This window comes from Bradyrhizobium nanningense (assembly GCF_004114535.1).
Lineage (GTDB): Bacteria > Pseudomonadota > Alphaproteobacteria > Rhizobiales > Xanthobacteraceae > Bradyrhizobium > Bradyrhizobium nanningense.
In genome coordinates this window covers 110,958-132,111 of sequence record NZ_LBJC01000013.1, presented here as the reverse complement: position 1 = coordinate 132,111, position 21,154 = coordinate 110,958, and the positions used below count along the sequence as shown (strand labels likewise).

Below are 21,154 nucleotides of genomic sequence, written 5' to 3'. Positions count from 1 at the left end.
CGATAAGATGCGGCGCTTTGCCTTTCCGTCATGGTAACCAATGAATCCGAGCGCGCTGCTCCTTCGCGCCCCTACCCCGGCATCACGCCGAACGCCTGCTTGAAACGTTCGGCATAGACCGGCCAGACCTCGGGATTGATGATGCGCGGCGGGCGCTTGCCGTCGAGCGTATCCAGCACCTGCTCGGCCGCGATCCGGCCCATGTTCTGGCGCGCCTCGATGGTCACCCCCGCGGTATGGGGGCTTGCCAGCACGTTGTCGAACTGGAGCAGCGGATGCTCCGGCGGCGGGGGCTCCTTGGACCAGACGTCGAGGCCGGCACCGGCGATGCGCTTGTCGCGCAGGGCCTGGAGCAGCGCATCCTCGTCGTGGATGAAGCCGCGCGCCGTGGTGATGAAGTAGGCATGCGGCTGCATCAGCGCGAATTCCCGTACGCTGATCATGTTGCGGCTGCCCTTGTCGAGCGGACAGGAGATCGAGACGAAATCGGCGCGCCGCAGCAGCTCATCCAGCTCCACCTTCTCCCCGCCCCGCTCCGCCATCACCTCGGCGCTGAGATACGGATCATAGGCCAGCACCTTCATGCCAAGCAGGCCCTTGCACAGCGCGGCGATGCGGCGGCCGACATTGCCGAGGCCAATGATGCCGACGGTCTTGTGCTCGACCTCGTTGCCGACCAGCTCGTTGCGGTTGACGTTGGCTTCCCGGCGCAGGCGGCGATCGGACTGAATGATGCGCTTGGACAGCGTCAGCATCATCGCCAGCGCATGCTCGGCAACCGAATGGGCATTGCCGCCGGACTGGTTGACGACCAGGACGCCCGCGACGGTGCAGGCTTCAACGTCGACGGGATCGAAGCCCGCGCCGTTGCTGGAGACAAGCAGCAGGTTCGGGGTGCGCTTCAGGAACGCGGCATCGACATGGAAATGCGGGGCGAGCTCGTCGCGGGCCGCGCCGATCTGGTAGGCATGCGCCGCGCTCAGAATCGGCGCGTAGTAATCTTCGGGACTCTCGTTCTCGATGCGATCGAGCCGAACGTCGGGCCGCGCCTTCAGGATGTCGACATAGATCGGATTGGCCAGGTATTTGACGTAGAAGACGCGCTTATTGTTGACGGACATCAGGACCCTTCCGGCTCTCTTGAAGGGCGCCGCAAGGTCAGCGCGATGCGCCCCCCGTCCGTGCCTCCCTCCCGTTTTCTCGTTGTCGCCGCTTATGACACGGCGGTGCCGGCCACGGCAGGCCGTCTGGCGCAGATCACGGTGCCGGCCCGGACATGTTGACAATCCCGCCCGCTCCGTCAAGTTCTGCCGATAGCCGCGACGGCCAACGCAATGGCGATGGCAAAGACCAAAAAGCATCGCGACGCGAGGGAGAACGCAATGGCGATTGCGGAACAGCAGACTTCGCCCCAGGCGGCACAGGGGTCCAGCGATGGGAGCTGGCACGGCATCGTCCTGCAAACCCTGAAACGAAACGAGATCAGCCTCGTCCCCTACGTGCCCGACCGCGTGCTGACGCCGCTGATCAAGAATCTGCACGCCGATCCGTTCTTCACCACCTTCGCCACCGCTCGCGAGGAGGAGGCGGTCGGCATCGTTTCTGGCGCCTGGATGGGCGGTCGGCGCGGCGCGGTGCTGATGCAGACCTCCGGCTTTGCGACACTCGCCAACGTGCTGGCTTCGCTGGCGGTGCCTTACCAGATCCCGCTGATCATGTTCGTCTCCGAGCGCGGCACGCTCGGCGAATTCAATTATGGGCAGTCGCTGGTCTGCCGCACCATGCGCCCGGTGCTGGATTCGCTGGCGCTCGAGCATCACACCATCACCCGGCTCGACGAGCTCGAATTCATCGCCGACCGCTCGATCAAGCAGGCCGTCACCACGCAGGCGCCGGTCGCACTGATTCTCAACCCGCTGCTCACCGGCGGCAAGACTTTCGACAAGTGAGCGCCGCCATGACCACGCGCAACACCAAGGTGATGAACCGCTTCGACGTGACCTCGCGCCTGATCGCAAAGCTGAAGCACGAGGAAGCCGTGATCGGCGGCATCGGCAACACCAATTTCGACCTCTGGGCCGCCGGCCACCGCCCGCAGAACTTCTACATGCTGGGCAGCATGGGGCTCGCCTTCCCGATCGCGCTTGGCGTGGCGCTGGCGCAGCCGGATCGGCGCGTCTTCGCGCTGGAAGGCGACGGCTCGCTGTTGATGCAACTCGGCGCACTCTCGACCATTGCGACGTTGAAGCCGAAGAACCTCATCATGGTCGTGATGGACAACGGCATCTACCAGATTACCGGCGCCCAGCCGACACCTGCGGCAAGCGTCGCGGACATCGTCGCCATTGCCATCGGCTCCGGCCTTGCCAACAGCGCCTGGGCTGCGGACGAGGAGGATTTCGAACGTCTGGTCGAAGCGGCGATGTCCGCCGCCGAGCCACACCTGATCGCCGTCCGCATCGACGACAAGCCCGGCGTCGGCACCACACGGCGTGATCCCGTGCAGATCCGGGAGCGCTTCATGCACGGGCTCGGCGTGCGCGAGCCACTTTAACGTTTCGTCATTAACTACACGCCGATCTGATAGGGGGGCTGTACCGGCCCGCTGGCAATCTGTGCTAAGCGAACCGGATGTCCATTTTGGTTCGATCCATTGCCTGGCTGCTCGCGGCCGCCGTGACTTTCGCCACCCTCGGTCCCCCCGGCCTGCGGCCTCATTCCGACTTCGGCCAGGACGGCGAACATGCACTCGCATTCATCCTGGTAGGGCTGGCCTTCGGCCTCGCCTATCCGCGCCGGCGCCTGCAGAGCACCGCGGCCGCGGTGATCCTGATTGGCGTACTTGAGCTGATGCAATTTTGGGCACCCGGACGCCACGCCCGGCTGGAGGATTTTCTGGTGGACGCGCTCACCGCCTGCATCGGCTTTGCGCTCGCGGCCTCGGCCGATTGGCTGCTCTCGCGCTTTCGCGCAAGCCCTGCCGTGACGAGCGAAAGCCCCGCGGAGTGACGCTCCGCAGGGCCTCTCTTCTCAACGCTTAACAATTACCGCCGATCAGTCGATGATCTTAACGACGCGGCGCGTGCGCGGTTCGACGATCACGCGGCGATTGTTCACGACCGCATAGCGATACTCGGTGTAATTCGGCACGGGGCGGAGCACCACGGTCGGCGGCAGCGGCTCGCCGACCACGACGCGCTCGTGGATCACCACCGAATCGTCGCGCGGGATTCCGCCCAGCACCGCATTCGGAATTTCGAGGCCGGCGCCGACGGCTGCACCGACGGTGCCGCCAACCATTGCGCCGATCGGTCCGCCGATGTCGCCACCGGCACGTGCGCCGTCCCTGGCGCCTTGTTCGGTCGTCGATTGGGCAAAGGCTGCGCTCGACGCCAGCAGCGACGCGGCAGCCAACGTAATCGCAAGACGGGTTTTCATGTTGCTTATCTCCAGTGGTTGTCCTGCGCCTTCAACCGCGGGGCCGGATCATTGTTCCGGTTCCCGCATGCCGAAGGATGCTCCAAAGCTGGAGAGTGTTACCGCGTAACAGTTCAGCTGGCTGCTATCTCGTGGCCCGCCATCAGTTCCAGCGCTCGCACCATGGCCGAATGATCCCAGCCCTTACCGCCGTGAGCCGTGCAGGACGAGAACAATTGCTGCGCCACCGCCGTGCTCGGCAGCGACAGGCCAAGCGAGCGCGCGCCTTCGAGCGCGAGATTGAGATCCTTCTGGTGCAGCTCAATGCGGAAGCCGGGATCGAAATTGCGCTTCACCATGCGCTCGCCGTGCACTTCGAGGATGCGCGAGGAGGCGAATCCGCCCATCAGCGCCTTGCGCACCAGCGCAGGGTTCGCACCAGCCTTGGACGCAAACAGCAGCGCTTCGCTCACGGCCTCGATCGTCAGCGCGACGATGATCTGGTTGGCGACCTTCGTGGTCTGGCCGTCGCCATTGGCGCCGACATGCGTGACGTTCTTGCCCATCCTGTCGAAGACCGGCTTCATGGTGCCGAAGGCCCGCTCCGGGCCGCCGACCATGATGGTGAGGCTCGCTGCCTTGGCGCCGACCTCCCCGCCTGAGACCGGCGCATCGAGATAGTCGGCACCCAGCGCCTCGATCTTCTTGGCGAACTCCTTCGTCGCGAGCGGCGAGATCGAGCTCATGTCGACGACGATCTTGCCCTTGGAGATGCCGCTGGCAACGCCGTCCTTGCCGAACAGCACGGCCTCCACATGCGGGGTGTCCGGCACCATGACGATCACGGCATCGGCCTCCTCTGCGACCTCCTTGGCCGACTTGCAGGCAACGCCGCCCGCCGCAATCAGCTCCGGCGCGACGGGCGCGACGTCGTGCAGGAGAACGCGATGGCCCGCGCTAAGGAGGTGGCCGGCCATCGGCCGTCCCATGGTGCCAAGTCCGATGAAGCCGATGTCGATCATGTCAAGCTTTCCTCAGTTGCATATGCAAGATTCATCCGCAGGCTCGGTGCACCTCTCCCGCTTGCGGGAGAGGTCGGCGCGTCCGGGCGATGCGAAGCATCGTCCCGCGCGCCGGGTGAGGGCTCTATCCGCTTGGGGATTTTCACCGCACCGCGCGAATCCCATTGCGGACACACCCTCTCCTCAGCCCTCTCCCGCACGCGGGAGAGGGAGCGCACCGTCACTGTGGCTTCGATATCTTCTACGTCTCGAACGTCTGCGCGGCGTGCCACGAAAGTCCTTCCAGCGTCGTGGTGCGCGGCTTGTATTCGCAGCCGATCCAGCCGCGATAGCCGATCGCGTCGAGGTGGCGGAACAGGAAGGGATAATTGATCTCGCCGGTCCCCGGCTCGTGCCGGCCGGGATTGTCGGCGAGCTGGATGTGGGCGATCTCAGGCAGATATTCCTGCATGGTGCGGGCGAGATCGCCCTCCATGATCTGCATGTGATAGATGTCGTACTGCACGAACAGATTGTTCGACCGCACCTCCGAGATCAGCTGCACCGCCTGCTCGGTGCCGTTGAGGAAGAAGCCGGGAATATCGAGCGTGTTGATCGGCTCGACCAGCAGCTTGATGTTCTCGCGCGCCAGCGTCGAGGCGGCAAAACGCAGATTCCCAACCAGCGTCTCCTGAAGCTCGCGCGGATCGGCATCCACAGCCGCAATACCGACGAGGCAGTTCAGCTGCTCGCAATCGAGCGCCTTGGCATAGTCGATGGCGCGGAACACACCGTCGCGGAATTCGGCGGTGCGATCGGGCAGGATCGCGATGCCGCGCTCGCCCCCCGCCCAGTTTCCGGCCGGCAGATTGTGCAGCACCTGGGTCAGCCCGTGGGCCTCGAGCTGCTCGCGCAGCTGCGCCTTATCGAAATCGTAGGGAAAGAGATACTCGACCCCGGAAAAGCCCGCCGCCTTCGCCGCTGCGAAGCGGTCGAGGAACGGCATCTCGTTGAACAGCATGGTGAGGTTGGCGGCGAATTTCGGCATGATACGGTCCTCCCCTATTCCGCCGGCTGCAGCACGCCCGGGCGCGCCCGCTCGACCTCGTCGAGCGGCAGGTCCAGCACCTCCTCGAACTCGACGATATTGTCGATCTCCGTGCCCATCGCGATGTTGGTCACGCGTTCGAGGATGAACTCGACCACCACGGGCACGCGATGCTTGGCCATCAATTCGCGCGCGCTCGCGAACGCAGCCTGTGCGTCCTTCGGATCGGTGACGCGGATCGCCTTGCAGCCGAGGCCTTCGGCGACCGCGACATGGTCAACGCCGTAGACGCCGATCTCGGGCGCGTTGATGTTCTCGAAGGAGAGCTGGACGTGATAGTCCATCTCGAAGCCGCGCTGGGCCTGGCGGATCAGGCCGAGATAGGAATTGTTCACGACGACGTGGATGTAGGGCAGATTGAACTGCGCCCCGACCGCAAGCTCCTCGATCAGGAACTGGAAGTCGTAATCGCCAGACAGGGCGACGATGTCGCGATCCGGGCACGCGGCGCGCACGCCGAGGGCGGCGGGCAAGGTCCAGCCGAGCGGTCCCGCCTGCCCGGCATTGATCCAGTTGCGCGGGCGATAGACGCCGAGGAACTGCGCGCCGGCGATCTGCGACAGGCCGATCACGGTGACGTAGCAGGTGTCGCGACCAAAGGCCTTGGTCATCTCCTCATAGACGCGCTGCGGCTTGATCGGAACGTTGTCGAAATGACTCTTGCGCAACATCGTCTTCTTGCGATCGCGGCAGGCCGCAGGCCACGCCTGGCGCTCGCGGAGCCTGCCTGCCCGCCGCCACTCCCTGGCGACGGTGACGAACAGCTCGAGCGCGGCCTTGGCGTCCGAGACGATGCCGAGATCGGGATTGAACACGCGCCCGATCTGCGTCGGCTCGATGTCGACATGCACGAAGGTGCGGCCCTTGGTGTAGGTCTCGACCGAGCCGGTGTGACGATTGGCCCAGCGGTTGCCGATACCGAGCACGAAGTCGGATTCGAGCATGGTGGCGTTGCCGTAGCGATGGCTGGTCTGAAGGCCGACCATGCCGGCCATCAGCACGTGATCGTCGGGGATCGCACCCCACCCCATCAGGGTCGGCACCACCGGCACGTTGGCGATCTCGGCGAATTCCACCAGCAGATCCGAAGCGTCGGCGTTGATGATGCCGCCGCCCGCGACGATCAGCGGCCGCTCGGCGGCGTTGAGCATCTCCAGCGCCTTCTCGACCTGCTTGCGCGTGGCGGTGGGCTTGTAGACCGGCAGCGGCTCATAGGTCTCGTCGTCGAACTCGATCTCGGCGAGCTGCACGTCGAGCGGCATGTCGATCAGCACCGGCCCCGGCCGCCCCGAGCGCATGACGTGAAAAGCCTGGCTGAACACCCGCGGCACCAGCGCCGGCTCGCGCACGGTGACCGCCCATTTGGTCACGGGCTTTGCGATCGACTCGATATCGACCGCCTGGAAATCCTCCTTGTAGAGCCGCGCGCGCGGCGCCTGCCCGGTGATGCAGAGGATCGGAACGGAATCGGCGATCGCCGAATAAAGCCCGGTAATCATATCGGTGCCCGCCGGCCCCGAGGTTCCGATGCAGACTCCGATGTTGCCGGCCTTGGCGCGGGTGTAGCCCTCCGCCATGTGCGAAGCGCCCTCGACATGCCGTGCCAGGATGTGGCGGATCGAGCCGCGCTTCTTCAGCGCCGAGTAAAGCGGATTGATCGCGGCCCCGGGAACTCCGAAGGCGGTCGAGATGCCCTCTTTCTCCAGAATTCGGACGGCTGCATCGACGGCTCGCATCTTCGCCATATCGGACCTCGCTTGAGTTGCGTCAGCGAGCGAGATCATCAGGCGTGCAGGAGCCGATCTCAACGAGATCGGTTTTATTTTCCACGATGCGGCAGCCGCAGAGAAATTGCGGCAACCTCAATCGGTTAGATACAGAAACGCGTGAAAGCGGCTCACTCGAACAGCGGCGCCAGCTCCATCTGCGGCACCAGCACGAGGCCCTTGTCGGTGATGCGAATTTCCGGAATGACCGATAAGGGAATCAAATTGAAGCCCATGTAGGGAATGGTGCAGCCGGCCTCCGCCCATTCCTCCTTCAACGCCTTGACCTCTTCGGCCACCTCTGTGACGCGCTTGTCGGACAGGAGGCCCGCAATCGGCAGCGGGACCAGCGCCCTCACCTCGCCGTCGGCAACGACGCAAACGCCGCCCTGCCGCGCCTTGATGGCGGCGATGGCAACTTGCATGTCGGGCTCGTTGGTACCGGCGACGATGATGTTGTGGCTGTCGTGTCCGACGCTGGAGGCGACCGCGCCGCGCTTGAGGCCGAAATCCTTCAAGAGGCCGTAGGCGACATTGCCGGCGGATTTTCCATGCCGCTCGACCACGGTGACGAAGCACAGGCCGTAGCGTTCAAACAGTGACGGCCAGTCCGTTGTGGGTTCGATCGCCACCTTCTCATGGATCAGCGTGATGCCGGGCAGCGCGGTCTTGATCGCGTTGACCGTACACGCTTTTGCCGGAAGCTCCGGCGTCAGCTTGACCTTCCCCGGCAGCTTCACGGTCGCGTAAGCCGCGTCAGGATATTGATAGCGCTGCGACAGTGCCTGATCGAGACGTGGCGTGATCTTGCCATGCTCGACCACGAGCTCGCCGCCATACCAGGTGCATTGCGGCTTGAGCTGATCGTCCATCAGCACCAGATCGGCGCGGCGGCCGCCGCCGAGCCCGCCGATGTCGCCATCCATGCCGAAGCGCGCCGCGCCATGCAGAGAACCCATCGACCAGGCCTGCTCCGGCGACATCCCCGCCTTGACGGCTTCGCGCACCACCCAGTCGAGACCGAACAGAAGCAAATCGTCGGCATCGCGGTCGTCGGTGCACACCGCCGTGCGCTTGTGCGAGGCCCCGAGCTCCGTGATGGTGCGGATTGCCTGCGGCAGCGAGTGCCAGGGCGTCGTCGGCGGGCCGCCACGCAGGAACACCCAGACGCCGGCGTCGAGCAGATCGTCGGCGATGTCGCGATCGATCGCTTCGTGCGTGTCGGTGACGCCTGACGCCGCATAGGCCGCGACGAATTCGCGGCCGTAGACGTGGCCGGACACCGGCCGTCCCCGCTTCAGGGCGGCAGCGAGGATCGCATGGCTGCGCTCGTCGCCCATCGTCACCGGCACAAAGTCCATCTTCTCGCCGAGTGCCACGGCTTCGGGCCAGCGATCGAACAGACCCGCGATCTTGTCGGGCGTGAGATCACCGCCAGCCGTCTCGAGTTCAGCCGACGTCGCAGGGACTGTCGAAGGCACCGTCAAGAAAATCGAGAGCGGCGCCTGGCGCGCGTCCTCCAGCATCGCCTCGACGCCGGCGACATCCATGACGTTGCCGATCTCGTGGCTGTCGCAGAAGATCGTGGTGGTGCCGTTCAGCAGCGCTGCCTCCGCATAAGCGCAGGCCGTCACCATCGAGGATTCGATGTGGATGTGCGGATCGACCAAGCCGGGTGCGACGATGCCGCCGGCGGCGTCGTAGAGCGGCACGCTGCTCCAGGTCTTCTTCGCTGCTCCGGTCGGCTTCACGGCTGCAATGCGGCCACCGGTGACCCAGACCTCGCGGTTGGCGTGGATGCGCTCCGAATAGGTCGAAAGCACCCGAGCGCCAGTGATGACGAGTTCGGGCGCGAGGCGCGCGGAAGCGACGTCGGCTAGGCGGCGCGTCATGCCGTGCAGCGGCGCGACGGCAAAGCGGGTGAGTGTTGTCATGGGGCCCTCGCGTGACCGAAACAGCCCAGCAATGGTTGCGCCCGCGGGCCGGCTCGGCAATTCAAATAAAACGGCACCTGTGCTTACGCTTTAGGCGCCGAACCTCCTGCCGTCCCCGCTGCCGAAGATCTGCGCGGGTTCCGCCTTCTCCGCGGCGGCGCGGCGGCGGCCTTGACCCGAATCCGCATCGCGCGACCCTTCGGCTCGTCGATCTCGAACGAATTCGTCTTCCGCACGAGGTCGCTCAGCTTGCGGAAGCCGTAAGTCCTTGGATCAAAATCGGAAGCCAGATTGGCGAGTTGCCGCCCGACTTCACCAAGCGCGACCCAGCCGTCCTCGCTCTCCATCTGGGTGATGACCTTCTTGATGATGGGCGTGGCAGCATCGGGCGGCTGAAGCGACGCTGACTTCGAGGCAGCGTCCTGGGTGGCCGCGGTGCCGGCGAGGAGGTTCTCCGTGTAGACGAACCTTCGGCAGGCCTGTCTGAAGCTTTCGGGCGTCTTCTGCTCGCCGAACCCAAAGACATCGACGCCCTGCTCCCGGATGCGGGCGGCCAGGCGGGTAAAGTCGCCGTCGGACGACACCAGGCAAAAGCCGTCGAACCGGCCGCTGTGAAGCAGGTCCATCGCGTCGATGACCAGCGTGATGTCGGAGGCGTTCTTCCCGGTCGTATAGGCGAACTGCTGCTGCGGGATGATGGCGTGCTTCGACAGGATGTCGGCCCAGCCCCTGGATCGCGCGTTGGAGAAGTCGCCGTAGATGCGGCGGACGCTGGCCTCGCCGATCTTGGCAATCTCCTCGAACAGTCCGTCCGCAATCTTCGCGGAGGCATTGTCGGCGTCGATCAGAACCGCGAGACGCGGCGAACGGAGCTCGGAAGGCATGACATTCCCCAAGAGGACGCGACAACGGTGGACGGATATACCGATGTCTGGGCGCTTGCCGCCAGAGCTGATTTATTTGAATGCGGCGCTTGGGAGCGCAAACCCGGCTCAATCCGCCTTAATCGCCGGCGTCACGCCCCCAAGCGCCACCGTGAGTTCCGCCGCCACCTCGCGCACCACGCGGCCGATCTCCGGGAGCCGCCCGTCGGTGACGCGGCTGGTCAGGCCGGAGACCGAGATCGCTGCCAACGGTTCAGCCAGCGCGTTGTAGACTACTGCGGCGACGCAGCGCAGACCCATCTCGGCCTCCTCGTCATCCACCGCGAAGCCCTGCTTCCGGATCGTTGCGAGCTCCCTGAACAGGTCGCTCGGTCGCACGATGGATTTTTCAGTGAGGCGTGGCATGCCGTGATGGCGGATGACGGCGCCGACGTCTTCGTCGGAATAGGTCGCGAGCACGGCCTTGCCGACGCCTGAGGTCACCATCGCAACGCGGCCGCCCACCTTGGTCAGCGAACGCATGATCTCGCGGCTCTCCATGCGGGTCAGCACGATGATGAATTCGTCGTCGACCACCGCGAGATTGGCGGTCTCGCGGGTGAGATCGCGCAGCTTGCGCAAATAGGGAATGGCCTGCGCGGTGAAATTGCGCCGCCGCGCAAAGCTCGCGCCCACGGTAAAGCTGCGCACGCCGACATGCCATTTGGATTCGGCGCGGTCGAACTGCACGAAACGACGACTCTCCAGCGTCGCGAGCAGGCGATGTACGGTGGAGGCCGACAGGCCCGTGCGGATCGCGAGATCGCTGAGGCGGTAGCCCTCGTCGTCCTCGGCCAGTGTTTCCAGGATCGACAGCGCACGGTCGACGGACTGCACGCCGCCGTCACGATCGGCCTCCGCTGCAGGCCGAGCTTCGAGGGATTTACGCCGGATCACGTTCTTGCTCATCGCGACCTGACCCTTACCACCTCTCCCCGCGGACGGGGAGAGGTGAAAGTCTTCGTCTTAGAGCAGGCCCGCGCCGCGCGCCCACTTATACTTGGCGCCGAGCACCTCGACCGGAAGCTCGGTCGAATAGGCATAGGCCGGGATGCCGTTCTGGTAGAGATATTCGGCGGCCTCCTCGACCTCGACGTCGCCGGCCAGTGACGCCACGATCGGCTTCACAAAACCCTTGGCCTCCATCTCCTTCTTCACCTCGACCATGTTGCGGGCGAACACCATCGGTGGGGTGACGATGGTGTGCCAGTAGCCGAGGATCAACGAATGGATGCGCTCATCGGAGAGGCCGAGCTTCACCGTGTTGACGTAGGTGATCGGCGGTTCGCCGCCGGTGATATCCACAGGATTTCCGGCCGCACCGAACGGCGGAATGAACTTGCGGAAGGCCGCATCGAGATCCGGCGGCATCGACATCAGCGACAGGCCGTTGTCGACGCAGGAATCCGACAGCAGCACGCCGGAGCCGCCGGCACCCGTGATGATCAACACGTTCTCGCCCTTCGGCGTCGGCAGCACGGGCACGCCGCGGGCGAATTCGAGCAGTTGCCGCAGGCTGCGGGCCCGGATCACGCCCGACTGCGCCAGAACGTCCTCGTAGATCTTGTCGTTACCGGCGAGCGCGCCGGTGTGCGACGAGGCCGCCTTGGCGCCGGCCGAGGTGCGACCGGCCTTGAGCACGACGACCGGCTTCTTCTTGGAGACGCGTTTTGCCGCTTCCGCAAAGGCGCGACCGTCCTTGAGGTCTTCGCAGTGCTGCGCGATCAGGTTCGTGTTGGGATCCTGCTCGAAGAAGGCGAGCAGATCGTCCTCGTCGATATCGGACTTGTTGCCGAGGCCGACGATCGCGGAAACGCCCATTTTGGCCGAACGCGAGAAGCCGATGATGGCCATGCCGATGCCGCCCGACTGCGACGACAGCGCCGCATGTCCCTTGACGTCGTAAGCCGTGCAGAAGGTCGCGCAGAGATTGGCCGGCGTATAATAGAAGCCGTAGATGTTCGGCCCCATCAGGCGGATGTCGTACTTCTTGCCGACCTCGACGATCTCGGCCTGCAGCTCCGGCGCGCCGGCTTCAGCGAAGCCCGACGGAATCAGAACCGCGCCGGGGATCTTCTTCTCGCCGCATTCGGTGAGCGCCGCGGCCACGAACTTGGCGGGGATCGCGAACACCGCGACGTCGATCACGCCAGGGACGTCCTTGACGCTCTTATACGCCTTGTAGCCGAGGATCTCGGCGGCCTTGGGGTGAATCGGATAGATATCGCCCTTGTAGCCGCCGTTGATGAGGTTCTTCATCACGGAGTTGCCGATCTTGCCGTCCTCGGCGGAGGCGCCGACCACGGCGACCGCTTTGGGCTGCATGATGCGGTTCATCGCAGCCACGATCTCTTCGGTCGGGCGCGGCTTGGGTTTCGGCACATAGGCGAAGTCGACGACGATGCGGACGTCGGCGGCGGTCGCGCCCTTCGGCGTCGCGAACACCGGATTGAGGTCGAGCTCGACGATTTCAGGGAAATCGGTGACGAGCTGCGAGACCTTGACGATGACGTCGGCAAGCGCGGTGCGGTTTACCGGCTCTCCGCCGCGCACGCCCTTCAGGATCTCATGCGCCTGGATGCCGTCGAGCATCGACAGCGCGTCCTCCTTGGTCGCGGGCGCGAGGCGGAAGGTGATGTCCTTGAGCACCTCGACCAGCACGCCGCCGAGGCCGAAGGCGACCAGCTTGCCGAACGAGCCGTCGGTGATCGAGCCGACGATCACTTCGGTGCCGCCGGCCAGCATCTGCTGCACCTGAACGCCTTCGATCTTGGCGTCGGCCTTGTACTTCTTGGCGTTGCCGAGAATGGTCTCGTAGGCCTTCTCGGCCTCATCGGCCGTCTTAAGGCCGACGATGACGCCGCCGGCTTCGGTCTTGTGGAGAATGTCCGGCGAGACGATCTTCATCACCACCGGGAAGCCCATCGCGGAGGCCATCTTGCCGGCCTCGCCCGCCGACTTGGCCACGCCCTCCTTCGGCACTGGAATGCCGTAGGCGTCGCAGACCAGCTTGCCTTCCGGGGCCGTCAGGCTGGTGCGGTTGTCCGCCTTGACCTGGTCAAGCACCTTGCGGACGGCATCTTTGGAATTGGACATGTGGCTTCTCCCTTGACCTCAGTTCGTTCTTTGCAAAGCGCGCGCGTGTTTGCGGCTGCCCGTGATGCTTGCCATTCGCCGCGCTCTGTTCCATGTCGCGGGCCGGAGCGGCATAAAGCCTGAGATGACTCCGCCGCCTTGGATCAAAAATGGCTGGCGATGGCATTTGGTATGCCAGGAGCCAACTTGTCAAGCTAGTGCATGGCTCGGAACGCCGCAAAAAATAGCCGCCTTGACATTCTGGCATGTGGTATGCCAAAAACTTTCCCGTTAATATTCCTGTAAAAGACGACTCCCACTGGAGGAGATTCGTCGTGTCACTACGGAAACCAACCAAGGCGTTGCCGAACATGGCCGAGGCAGACATCGCAATCGTTCGTATTGCCCCGGAGAGCAGCTTCAAGAACAAGGCGTATGACGCCTTGAAGGAAGCCATCCTCAAGATGGACATCTATTCGACGCCCGAGCCGGTGATGCTCGACGAGCGCGCGCTGTCCGAGCGCCTGGGTGTCAGCCGTACGCCGATCCGCGAAGCCATCGCGATGCTGGAACAAGATGGTTTCGTGAAGACGGTTCCACGCCGCGGCATCATGGTGGTGCGCCGGACCAAGAGCGAGATCGTCGACATGATCCGCGCCTGGGCGGCGCTGGAGAGCATGGCCGCGCGCCTCATCACCACCACCGCGCGGAAGAAGGACATCACGGCGCTGCGCGACTTCTTCAAGGATTTCGGCAAGGACCGCCTGCCGGAAGATCACGTCGAGGAATATTCCAAGGCCAACATCGCCTTCCACCAGGCGCTGATCTCGCTGTCGGAATCGCCGGTGCTGGTCGATCTCACCAACGACCTCTTGCTGCACGTGCGCGGCTATCGCCAGCTGACCATCGGACGCAAGGACCGCACCGCGACCTCGCTCCCCGAGCATCTCGGCATGATCGAAGCACTCGAAGCGCGCGACACCGAGCTCGCCGAGAAGCGCGCCCGCGACCACACCCTTGGCCTTGCCGCTTACGTCGAAGCGCATGGTCAGGAACTCTTCACTTAGCAACGTTCACCAGAAGGGCGAACAATTCGCCCCACTATCTGAGACCAGGGAGAGAAGGCCCATGCTGAATACCGCGACCAAGTCCGAGGCACCGGGCACCGAGCAGGAACTGACGGATGGCTTCCATCTCGTCATCGACGCGCTCAAGCTGAACGGCATCAACACCATCTATAATGTGCCGGGCATCCCGATCACGGATTTGGGCCGTATGGCGCAGGCCGCCGGCATTCGTGTGATCTCCTTCCGCCACGAGCAGAACGCCGGTTACGCCGCGGGCATCGCCGGCTATCTCACCAAGAAGCCCGGCGTCTGCCTCACGGTCTCCGCGCCCGGCTTCCTCAACGGTCTCACCGCGCTCGCGCACGCCACCACCAACTGCTACCCGATGATCCTGGTCTCGGGCTCCTCCGAGCGCGAGATCGTCGACCTCCAGCAGGGCGACTACGAGGAGATGGACCAGCTCGCGATCGCAAAGCCGCTGTGCAAGGCGGCCTATCGCGTGCTGCACGCCCAGGACATCGGCATCGGTTTTGCCCGCGCCATCCGCGCCGCGGTCTCGGGCCGTCCCGGCGGCGTCTATCTCGACCTGCCGGCAAAGCTGTTCGGCCAGGTCATGAGCGCCGATGCCGGCCGGAAGTCGCTGGTCAAGGTGATCGACGCAGCCCCGGCGCAGATCCCCTCGCCCGCTTCGGTGAAACGCGCGCTAGATGTGCTGAAGAGCGCCAAGCGTCCGCTCATCATCCTCGGCAAGGGCGCCGCCTACGCGCAGGCCGATGAGGAGATCAAGAATTTCGTCGAGAAGAGCGGCGTGCCGTTCCTGCCGATGAGCATGGCCAAGGGCCTGCTCCCCGACACCCATCCGCAGTGCGCCGGTGCGGCCCGCTCGACCGTGCTCAAAGAATCCGAGGTCGTGCTGCTGATCGGCGCGCGACTGAACTGGCTGCTGTCGCACGGCAAGGGCAAGAGCTGGGGCGAAGCGCCCAAGAAGTTCATCCAGGTCGACATCGAGCCGCGCGAGATGGATTCCAACGTCGAGATCGTCGCGCCCGTGGTCGGTGACATCGGCTCGGTCGTCTCCGCCTTCAACCAGGCGATGGGAGCGGGCTGGACCGCCCCGCCCGCCGAATGGACCAAGGCGATCTCGTCCAAGCGCGAAGAGAACGTCGCCAAGATGGCGCCGAAGCTGATGAACAACAAGTCGCCGATGGACTATCACGGCGCGCTCGGCGTGCTGAAGAACGTCATCAAGGAATATCCCGAGGCGATCCTCGTCAACGAAGGCGCCAACACGCTCGACCTTGCCCGCGGCGTCATCGACATGTACCGGCCGCGCAAGCGTCTGGACGTCGGCACCTGGGGCGTGATGGGCATCGGCATGGGCCAGGCGATCGCCGCCGCGCTCGAGACCGGCCACCCCGTGCTGGCGGTGGAAGGCGATTCGGCTTTCGGTTTCTCCGGCATGGAGGTCGAGACCATCTGCCGCTACAATTTGCCGATCTGCGTCGTCATCTTCAACAATGACGGCATCTATCGCGGCACCGACGTCAACGGCGCCAACGCCGATCCTGCGACGACCGTGTTCGTCAAGGGCGCGCGCTACGACAAGATGATGGAAGCCTTCGGCGGCATCGGCGTGAATGCCACCTCGCCCGACGAGCTCAAGCGCGCCGTCAACGAAGCGATGAAGTCCGGCAAGCCGACGCTCATCAATGCGGTGATCGATCCGGCCGCGGGCTCGGAAAGCGGCCGCATCGGCAACCTCAATCCGCAGAGCGTCCTGCAGAAGAAGAAATAAGTCCACCCCATCAACCCTTAATCCCTGCGGTTGGCGGGGGCAGACAAAAGAGTACGGAGCAACACGATGACCAAAGCGCTCACGGGCGTTCGCATTCTCGACTTCACCCACGTCCAGTCCGGACCGACCTGCACGCAGCTGCTGGCGTGGTTCGGCGCTGACGTGATCAAGGTGGAACGTCCGGGCGTGGGTGACATCACCCGCGGCCAGCTGCAGGACATCCCGAACGTGGACAGCCTGTATTTCACCATGCTCAACCACAACAAGCGCTCGATCACGCTCGACACCAAGAACCCCAAGGGCAAGGAAGTCCTCACCGAGCTGATCAAGAAGTGCGACGTGCTGGTCGAGAATTTCGGCCCCGGCGTGCTCGACCGCATGGGCTTCCCCTGGGAGAAGATCCAACAGATCAACCCGAAGATGATCGTCGCCTCGATCAAGGGCTTTGGCCCGGGACCGTACGAAGACTGCAAGGTCTATGAGAACGTCGCGCAGTGCACCGGCGGCGCCGCCTCCACCACCGGCTTCCGCGACGGTCTTCCGCTCGTCACCGGCGCGCAGATCGGCGATAGCGGCACCGGCCTGCACCTGGCGCTCGGCATCGTCACCGCGCTGTATCAGCGCACGCATTCGGGCAAGGGCCAGCGCGTCACCGCCGCGATGCAGGACGGCGTGCTCAACCTCGCCCGCGTCAAGCTGCGCGACCAGCAGCGCCTCGCCCACGGCCCCCTCAAGGAATACAGCCAGTACGGCGAAGGCATTCCGTTCGGCGACGCCGTGCCGCGCGCCGGCAACGATTCCGGCGGCGGCCAGCCCGGCCGCATCGTCAAGTGCAAAGGCTGGGAGACCGATCCCAACGCCTACCTCTACTTCATCACCCAGGCGCCGGTCTGGGAGAAGATCTGCGACGTGATCGGCGAACCCGGCTGGAAGACCCATCCCGACTACGCCAAGCCGCCGGCCCGGCTGTCGCGCCTCAACGAGATCTTCGCCCGCATCGAACAGTGGACGATGACCAAGACCAAGTTCGAGGCGATGGAAATCCTCAACAAGGACGACATCCCCTGCGGCCCGATCCTGTCGATGAAGGAGATCATCGAGGACCAGTCGCTGCGCGCCACCGGCACCTTGGTCGAAGTCGACCACCCCACCCGCGGCAAGTACATCTCGGTCGGCAACCCGATCAAGCTGTCGGATAGCCCGAGCGAGGTGGAGCGCTCCCCGCTGCTCGGCGAGCACACCGACGAGGTCCTGCGCCAGGTGCTCGGCTTCTCGGACCACCAGGTCGCCGAGATCCACAAGTCCGGCGCCCTCGACCCGCCGCAGAAGCAGGCCGCGGAGTAAGCCGCACCGCCTCGACCAAAACGTTAGGGCCGCCCGAACGGGCGGCCCTTTTTGCATGAGGGGCGTTGTCATAGGCCCAAACCAAAAATCTGAAAACAACCCCATGCACAGTAGCCAACGTCTTGGCTTCAAAGATAATTTCTGTTTTAGCGAAATCACCTTTTGCGCGGTCGGGCAAAACAGGACATTATGCCATCATCCGAAAGGGCGCACGATCTAGCCTAACGAACCAAGCACAAGATCGGTTGTCCGCTAATGCCTACAGCCGGGGCCGGCCCGTTTCGAATCTGGCGGAGAGAAACAGCTCTATCCAGGCGCCAGCGCCTGTCCGACCGCATAGAGCGAGCACTCCTTCCATGCGGCCACGCATTGGCGCATCGCCTCGCTCTTTGCGTCGTCGATCGTTCGCTGGGCGACGGTGACTGAGCTGCAATGTCCGTCACGATTCCAGGCATAGGCTTTGACGTCGGTCCACGCCTTCACGTAGGCATCGAAATAGCCCGTGCACGCCGCGTTGAGCAGCGACGGCGGCGGAATGGCGGCGGGCGGAGGCAGCTCGACAACCAGCGAGCTCGGCAAGCGCAGACGATTCAGGAAGCTCTCCACCGCGGGCCACCAGATGTCGGCGGGTCCCATCGGCAACACGGCATGCCCCTCGACGCCGAAGGGCGGTAAGATCTGCAACTGCGCCGGCGCGCCCGAGGCGACGTAGGTCTCGAGCATGCGACGACCCAAAGCCGGCGGAGCATAATGATCGTTCTCCGAATAGATCCAAAGCGCTGGGATCCGCGCCGTGCGGCCGAAGATGCCAACATCCGCAACCAGATGATCCGGGCTGCAGGTTCGACCGGGGACTGAGCCGTGAGCACCCTCGAAATTCAGGACGCCGACGACGCCGGCAGGATTGCTCGCCGCCGCAGCCGTCACCGCAAAGCCGCCGGTCGAATGCCCCATCAGCAGGACTTGATCGGACTGGACCCAGGGCTCATCACGAAGCGTGCCGACGGCGCCGATGACGTCTTCAGCCGCGATCCGCCCGGCGGCCAGATAGTCCCGATCATCGCATGGTCCGGAAAGCGTCTCGGCAAACGGTCCCTCTGAACGACCGAAACCCCGTCGCATGATCGACGCGGCGGCATAACCATGCTGGGCAAACGCGACGGCAGGATTGAGAAGATCGGACGGCGATTGTTGCGCTGCCGCCGCCCGAAACGCTTGCCCTGTGGCGGGGTTTGTACCGTGAACCAGCAGGACCAGCGGAAAGCGCCCCGGCCGATCCGGGCGGATGACCATGGTCTCGAGCTTGACCTGGCTTCCATCGCCAAGCGTGATCGGGATCAGTCGACCCTGCCGAACAAGACCCGGCAGAGCGGGATCGGCCGCTGCCGGTGACAGCAGAAGCACGAGCAGCGCGATCGTGCAGCCAAGTCGCCCCATCAGTGCTCTCCGAGCTGCTCGCGAAAATACTTCACCACCGCCGCATTGAATTCGCGGTGAAAGCCCAGCCTGTCGAATCCGACCGGCGTGTCGGTGCAGATGCGCGGGACAGCCGCGGCTAATTCGGCCGAGCACGGGGCAAGGAATGCAAAGTGGCCGGCCTGCACGACGTGAATCTCCGGCTTGCCCGGCAGCTCTTCGGCAACGCGCGCGGTGCCCGAACCGTCGCCGACGCCGGGCCCGCCGAACTGCGAGCGCCAGAACTGGAACGGCACCTTGACGACGGCGAGGTTCTCCCGCGTCAGGACGCCCGGCGCGGGGTCAACGATGACAGCGGTGCGAATACGCGCATCCTGTATCGGCTCGGGCGGCGTCTCTCCATTGTGAAGCTGCGCGCAAGCGCCGCTCGTCTCCTTGCAGAGGCTAGCGACCCTCTCGAAATCCGGCTTGGTCCCCATCAGCACGAGGCCGGCCGCACCGCCACTCGAGAAACCAAAGAACCCGACCTGGGCGGGATCGACCGCCGCCCGATCCTTCCAATTGTTCAGCATGAAATCGAGCAAACGAACGATATCCGTCGGACGCGAGCCCCAGAGGGACAGGGTATTGCGCCGCGAGGAATCGTTTGCGGTGTCACCGGGATGGTTGATGGCCGCGACGACGAAGCCCGCATCAGCCAGCGCCTCCGCGGTGTCGTGATGCTGGCCGAACCAGCCGCCCCGACCGTGCGAAAAGATGATGAGCGGGAGTTTCGCGCCTGTGACGGGACAATTCCTCGCGCCCTTCAGGTCGAAATCAGCACCGACCGAAAGCTTGCCCAGCGCAACATGCGTCGGCTCAGCCGCGCATGGATACCAGATCGCGCCCGACAGCGCCGGATCGGACTCGAGAAGCTGAATGCCCGCGGCTTGCGCATGCGACCCAAGACCGCAGAGAACGACGGCAAAAGCCCAAAGCGTCTGACGCAACGGAAGCCCCCTGATTTCGCGCAGGAGTTGAACGAGAACGAGAGCGGAATTGTGGCCTCGAGGCTGCGCGCCCCGCGCCTATGAAGCAAAATATTCGTGATGCCCTGTCGGATCCGCAGCTTCCCGGTCGTCCTCGTGACATGAATGGGCCATAGACGCCAATCTCGGGCTCATCAAACACTGAGGATAACAACCATGCCCAGCACAATCCGCCTGCACCGTGTTCTCGCCACCAGCCCGCAGAAGGTCTATCGCGCCTTCCTGGAGGCGGACGCGATGGCGAAATGGCTTCCGCCGAACGGCTTCACCTGCACCGTGCATCATTTCGAGCCAAAGGTCGGCGGCACGTTCAAGATGTCGTTCCGGAATTTCACGACGGGCAACGGCCATTCGTTCGGCGGCGAATTTCTCGAGCTCGTGCCCGGCGAACGCCTGCGCTACACCGACAGGTTCGACGATCCCAACCTGCCCGGCGAAATTCAGGTGACCGTGAGCCTGAAGAAGGTCTCGGTCGGCACCGAGATCGAGATCACGCAGGCCGGCATTCCCGACGTCATCCCGCCGGAGGCCTGCTATCTCGGCTGGCAGGAATCGCTGCGCAATCTGGCCAAGCTGGTCGAGCCGGAGATCAATCAGTAGCGACGACATCAGTCTAGTCGGGTGGGTAAGGCCCAGCGTGCCCAGCGATGCTCTCTGAACATCGGGAAGACGGTGGGCACGGCGCTCCGCGCCTTTGCCCACCCTACGCACTGGTGTGCGATCTTGATGTGCGTCAAACTGTCAGAAGGACAAAGCGGCTAGGAGCAGAAGTCTTCCCTGCGGTCGGAGCCGAGATGATGAGATCTGCTCTCGAATGGTTGATCATTGCCGGTCTAGCCGCTGGCTTCGCGACCGCCGCCAAGGCCGAAGAAGTCGACATCGGCAAGGCGGAATTTCAGTCTTCGTGCGCGAGTTGTCATGGCGCCGATGCAAAGGGCAAGGGACCGGTCAGCGGCCAGCTCAAGACACCGCCTTCCGACCTGACCATGTTGACCAGGAACAACAACGGGGTGTTTCCCACCAACGCCGTCTACGAAACCATATATGGGTCGAAATCAGTCACAGCTCACGGCACTCGTGAGATGCCGATATGGGGCGAACGGTTCAATCCCATCGTCAACCTGCCTCACGCCGTCGATCCCTATTATTGGCAAAAGGCCGGGCCGCAGCAAAACCCGGAGGTCGTCGTGCGGACGCGCATTCTCGCCGTGATCGATTACCTGAACCGAATTCAGCAGAAATAGCGACCGAACAGCGTCGCCGCGGGCACGCTGCTCGCC

19 protein-coding genes are annotated in these 21,154 nt (G+C 64.2%); 8 read left to right on the top strand and 11 right to left on the bottom strand.

Annotated features, from left to right (window positions below):
- Positions 1 to 71: 71 nt before the first annotated feature.
- Positions 72 to 1,121: a hydroxyacid dehydrogenase gene (locus XH84_RS08010; protein WP_128919020.1), complete on the bottom strand. Its 1,050-nt coding sequence runs from the start codon at positions 1,119 to 1,121 to the stop codon at positions 72 to 74.
- 261 nt (positions 1,122 to 1,382) lie between these two features.
- Between XH84_RS08010 and XH84_RS08005 the strand changes: the two genes are divergently transcribed.
- From XH84_RS08005 to XH84_RS07995, 3 genes are all read left to right on the top strand, one after another.
- On the top strand, positions 1,383 to 1,949 hold the full coding sequence (locus tag XH84_RS08005; protein ID WP_128919019.1) for a thiamine pyrophosphate-binding protein: 567 nt from the start codon (positions 1,383 to 1,385) through the stop codon (positions 1,947 to 1,949).
- 8 nt (positions 1,950 to 1,957) lie between these two features.
- Positions 1,958 to 2,554 (top strand): thiamine pyrophosphate-dependent enzyme, encoded by a 597-nt coding sequence (locus tag XH84_RS08000; RefSeq protein ID WP_164936199.1) that lies wholly within the window; start codon positions 1,958 to 1,960, stop codon positions 2,552 to 2,554.
- 77 nt (positions 2,555 to 2,631) lie between these two features.
- The gene (locus XH84_RS07995; protein ID WP_128919017.1) at positions 2,632 to 3,009 is read left to right on the top strand and encodes a VanZ family protein; all 378 of its coding nucleotides are present in this window, start codon (positions 2,632 to 2,634) and stop codon (positions 3,007 to 3,009) included.
- 45 nt (positions 3,010 to 3,054) lie between these two features.
- Here XH84_RS07995 and XH84_RS07990 read toward each other — a convergent pair whose 3' ends face one another.
- The 8 genes from XH84_RS07990 to XH84_RS07955 form a co-directional block, all read right to left on the bottom strand.
- Positions 3,055 to 3,438 carry a DUF1236 domain-containing protein gene (locus tag XH84_RS07990; RefSeq protein WP_128919016.1) on the bottom strand — a complete coding sequence of 128 codons (384 nt, stop codon included), beginning with the start codon at positions 3,436 to 3,438 and terminating at the stop codon, positions 3,055 to 3,057.
- 113 nt (positions 3,439 to 3,551) lie between these two features.
- Positions 3,552 to 4,439, bottom strand: a complete 888-nt coding sequence (locus tag XH84_RS07985; RefSeq protein ID WP_128919015.1) for a 2-hydroxy-3-oxopropionate reductase — start codon at positions 4,437 to 4,439, stop codon at positions 3,552 to 3,554.
- Between the two features lie 241 nt (positions 4,440 to 4,680).
- Positions 4,681 to 5,466 carry a hydroxypyruvate isomerase gene (gene hyi, locus XH84_RS07980; RefSeq protein ID WP_128919014.1) on the bottom strand — a complete coding sequence of 262 codons (786 nt, stop codon included), beginning with the start codon at positions 5,464 to 5,466 and terminating at the stop codon, positions 4,681 to 4,683.
- Between the two features lie 14 nt (positions 5,467 to 5,480).
- Positions 5,481 to 7,271 (bottom strand): glyoxylate carboligase, encoded by a 1,791-nt coding sequence (gene gcl, locus XH84_RS07975; RefSeq protein WP_128919013.1) that lies wholly within the window; start codon positions 7,269 to 7,271, stop codon positions 5,481 to 5,483.
- Positions 7,272 to 7,423: 152 nt separating this feature from the next.
- Positions 7,424 to 9,226 carry an adenine deaminase C-terminal domain-containing protein gene (locus XH84_RS07970; RefSeq protein WP_128919012.1) on the bottom strand — a complete coding sequence of 601 codons (1,803 nt, stop codon included), beginning with the start codon at positions 9,224 to 9,226 and terminating at the stop codon, positions 7,424 to 7,426.
- A gap of 83 nt (positions 9,227 to 9,309) precedes the next feature.
- Positions 9,310 to 10,110 carry an NYN domain-containing protein gene (locus XH84_RS07965; protein ID WP_128919011.1) on the bottom strand — a complete coding sequence of 267 codons (801 nt, stop codon included), beginning with the start codon at positions 10,108 to 10,110 and terminating at the stop codon, positions 9,310 to 9,312.
- Between the two features lie 108 nt (positions 10,111 to 10,218).
- Complete coding sequence (locus XH84_RS07960) at positions 10,219 to 11,058, bottom strand: IclR family transcriptional regulator (protein WP_128919010.1); 840 nt, start codon at positions 11,056 to 11,058, stop codon at positions 10,219 to 10,221.
- A gap of 57 nt (positions 11,059 to 11,115) precedes the next feature.
- Entirely contained in the window at positions 11,116 to 13,245 is a 2,130-nt protein-coding gene (locus tag XH84_RS07955; protein WP_128919009.1) for an acetate--CoA ligase family protein, read from the bottom strand.
- A 350-nt stretch (positions 13,246 to 13,595) separates the two neighbouring features.
- On the opposite strand from XH84_RS07955, the gene XH84_RS07950 reads away from it, so the two are divergent.
- The 3 genes from XH84_RS07950 to frc all read left to right on the top strand — a co-directional run bounded on the left by XH84_RS07950 (position 13,596) and on the right by frc (position 17,430).
- Entirely contained in the window at positions 13,596 to 14,291 is a 696-nt protein-coding gene (locus tag XH84_RS07950; protein WP_164936202.1) for a GntR family transcriptional regulator, read from the top strand.
- A 61-nt stretch (positions 14,292 to 14,352) separates the two neighbouring features.
- Positions 14,353 to 16,086 carry an oxalyl-CoA decarboxylase gene (gene oxc, locus XH84_RS07945; protein WP_128919008.1) on the top strand — a complete coding sequence of 578 codons (1,734 nt, stop codon included), beginning with the start codon at positions 14,353 to 14,355 and terminating at the stop codon, positions 16,084 to 16,086.
- 66 nt (positions 16,087 to 16,152) lie between these two features.
- A complete protein-coding gene (frc, locus tag XH84_RS07940; RefSeq protein WP_128919007.1) occupies positions 16,153 to 17,430 on the top strand; it encodes a formyl-CoA transferase in 1,278 nt (425 codons plus the stop codon).
- A gap of 306 nt (positions 17,431 to 17,736) precedes the next feature.
- On the opposite strand, the gene XH84_RS07935 is transcribed toward frc, so the two are convergent.
- Entirely contained in the window at positions 17,737 to 18,867 is a 1,131-nt protein-coding gene (locus XH84_RS07935; RefSeq protein WP_128919006.1) for an alpha/beta hydrolase family protein, read from the bottom strand.
- A complete protein-coding gene (locus XH84_RS07930) occupies positions 18,867 to 19,835 on the bottom strand; it encodes an alpha/beta hydrolase family protein (RefSeq protein WP_245471651.1) in 969 nt (322 codons plus the stop codon). The genes XH84_RS07935 and XH84_RS07930 overlap by 1 nt, the downstream gene beginning before the upstream one ends.
- A 195-nt stretch (positions 19,836 to 20,030) precedes the next feature.
- Between XH84_RS07930 and XH84_RS07925 the strand changes: the two genes are divergently transcribed.
- The gene (locus XH84_RS07925) at positions 20,031 to 20,474 is read left to right on the top strand and encodes an SRPBCC family protein (protein ID WP_128919004.1); all 444 of its coding nucleotides are present in this window, start codon (positions 20,031 to 20,033) and stop codon (positions 20,472 to 20,474) included.
- A gap of 194 nt (positions 20,475 to 20,668) precedes the next feature.
- A complete protein-coding gene (locus XH84_RS07920; RefSeq protein ID WP_128919003.1) occupies positions 20,669 to 21,118 on the top strand; it encodes a c-type cytochrome in 450 nt (149 codons plus the stop codon).
- The last annotated feature ends 36 nt before the right edge of the window (positions 21,119 to 21,154 follow it).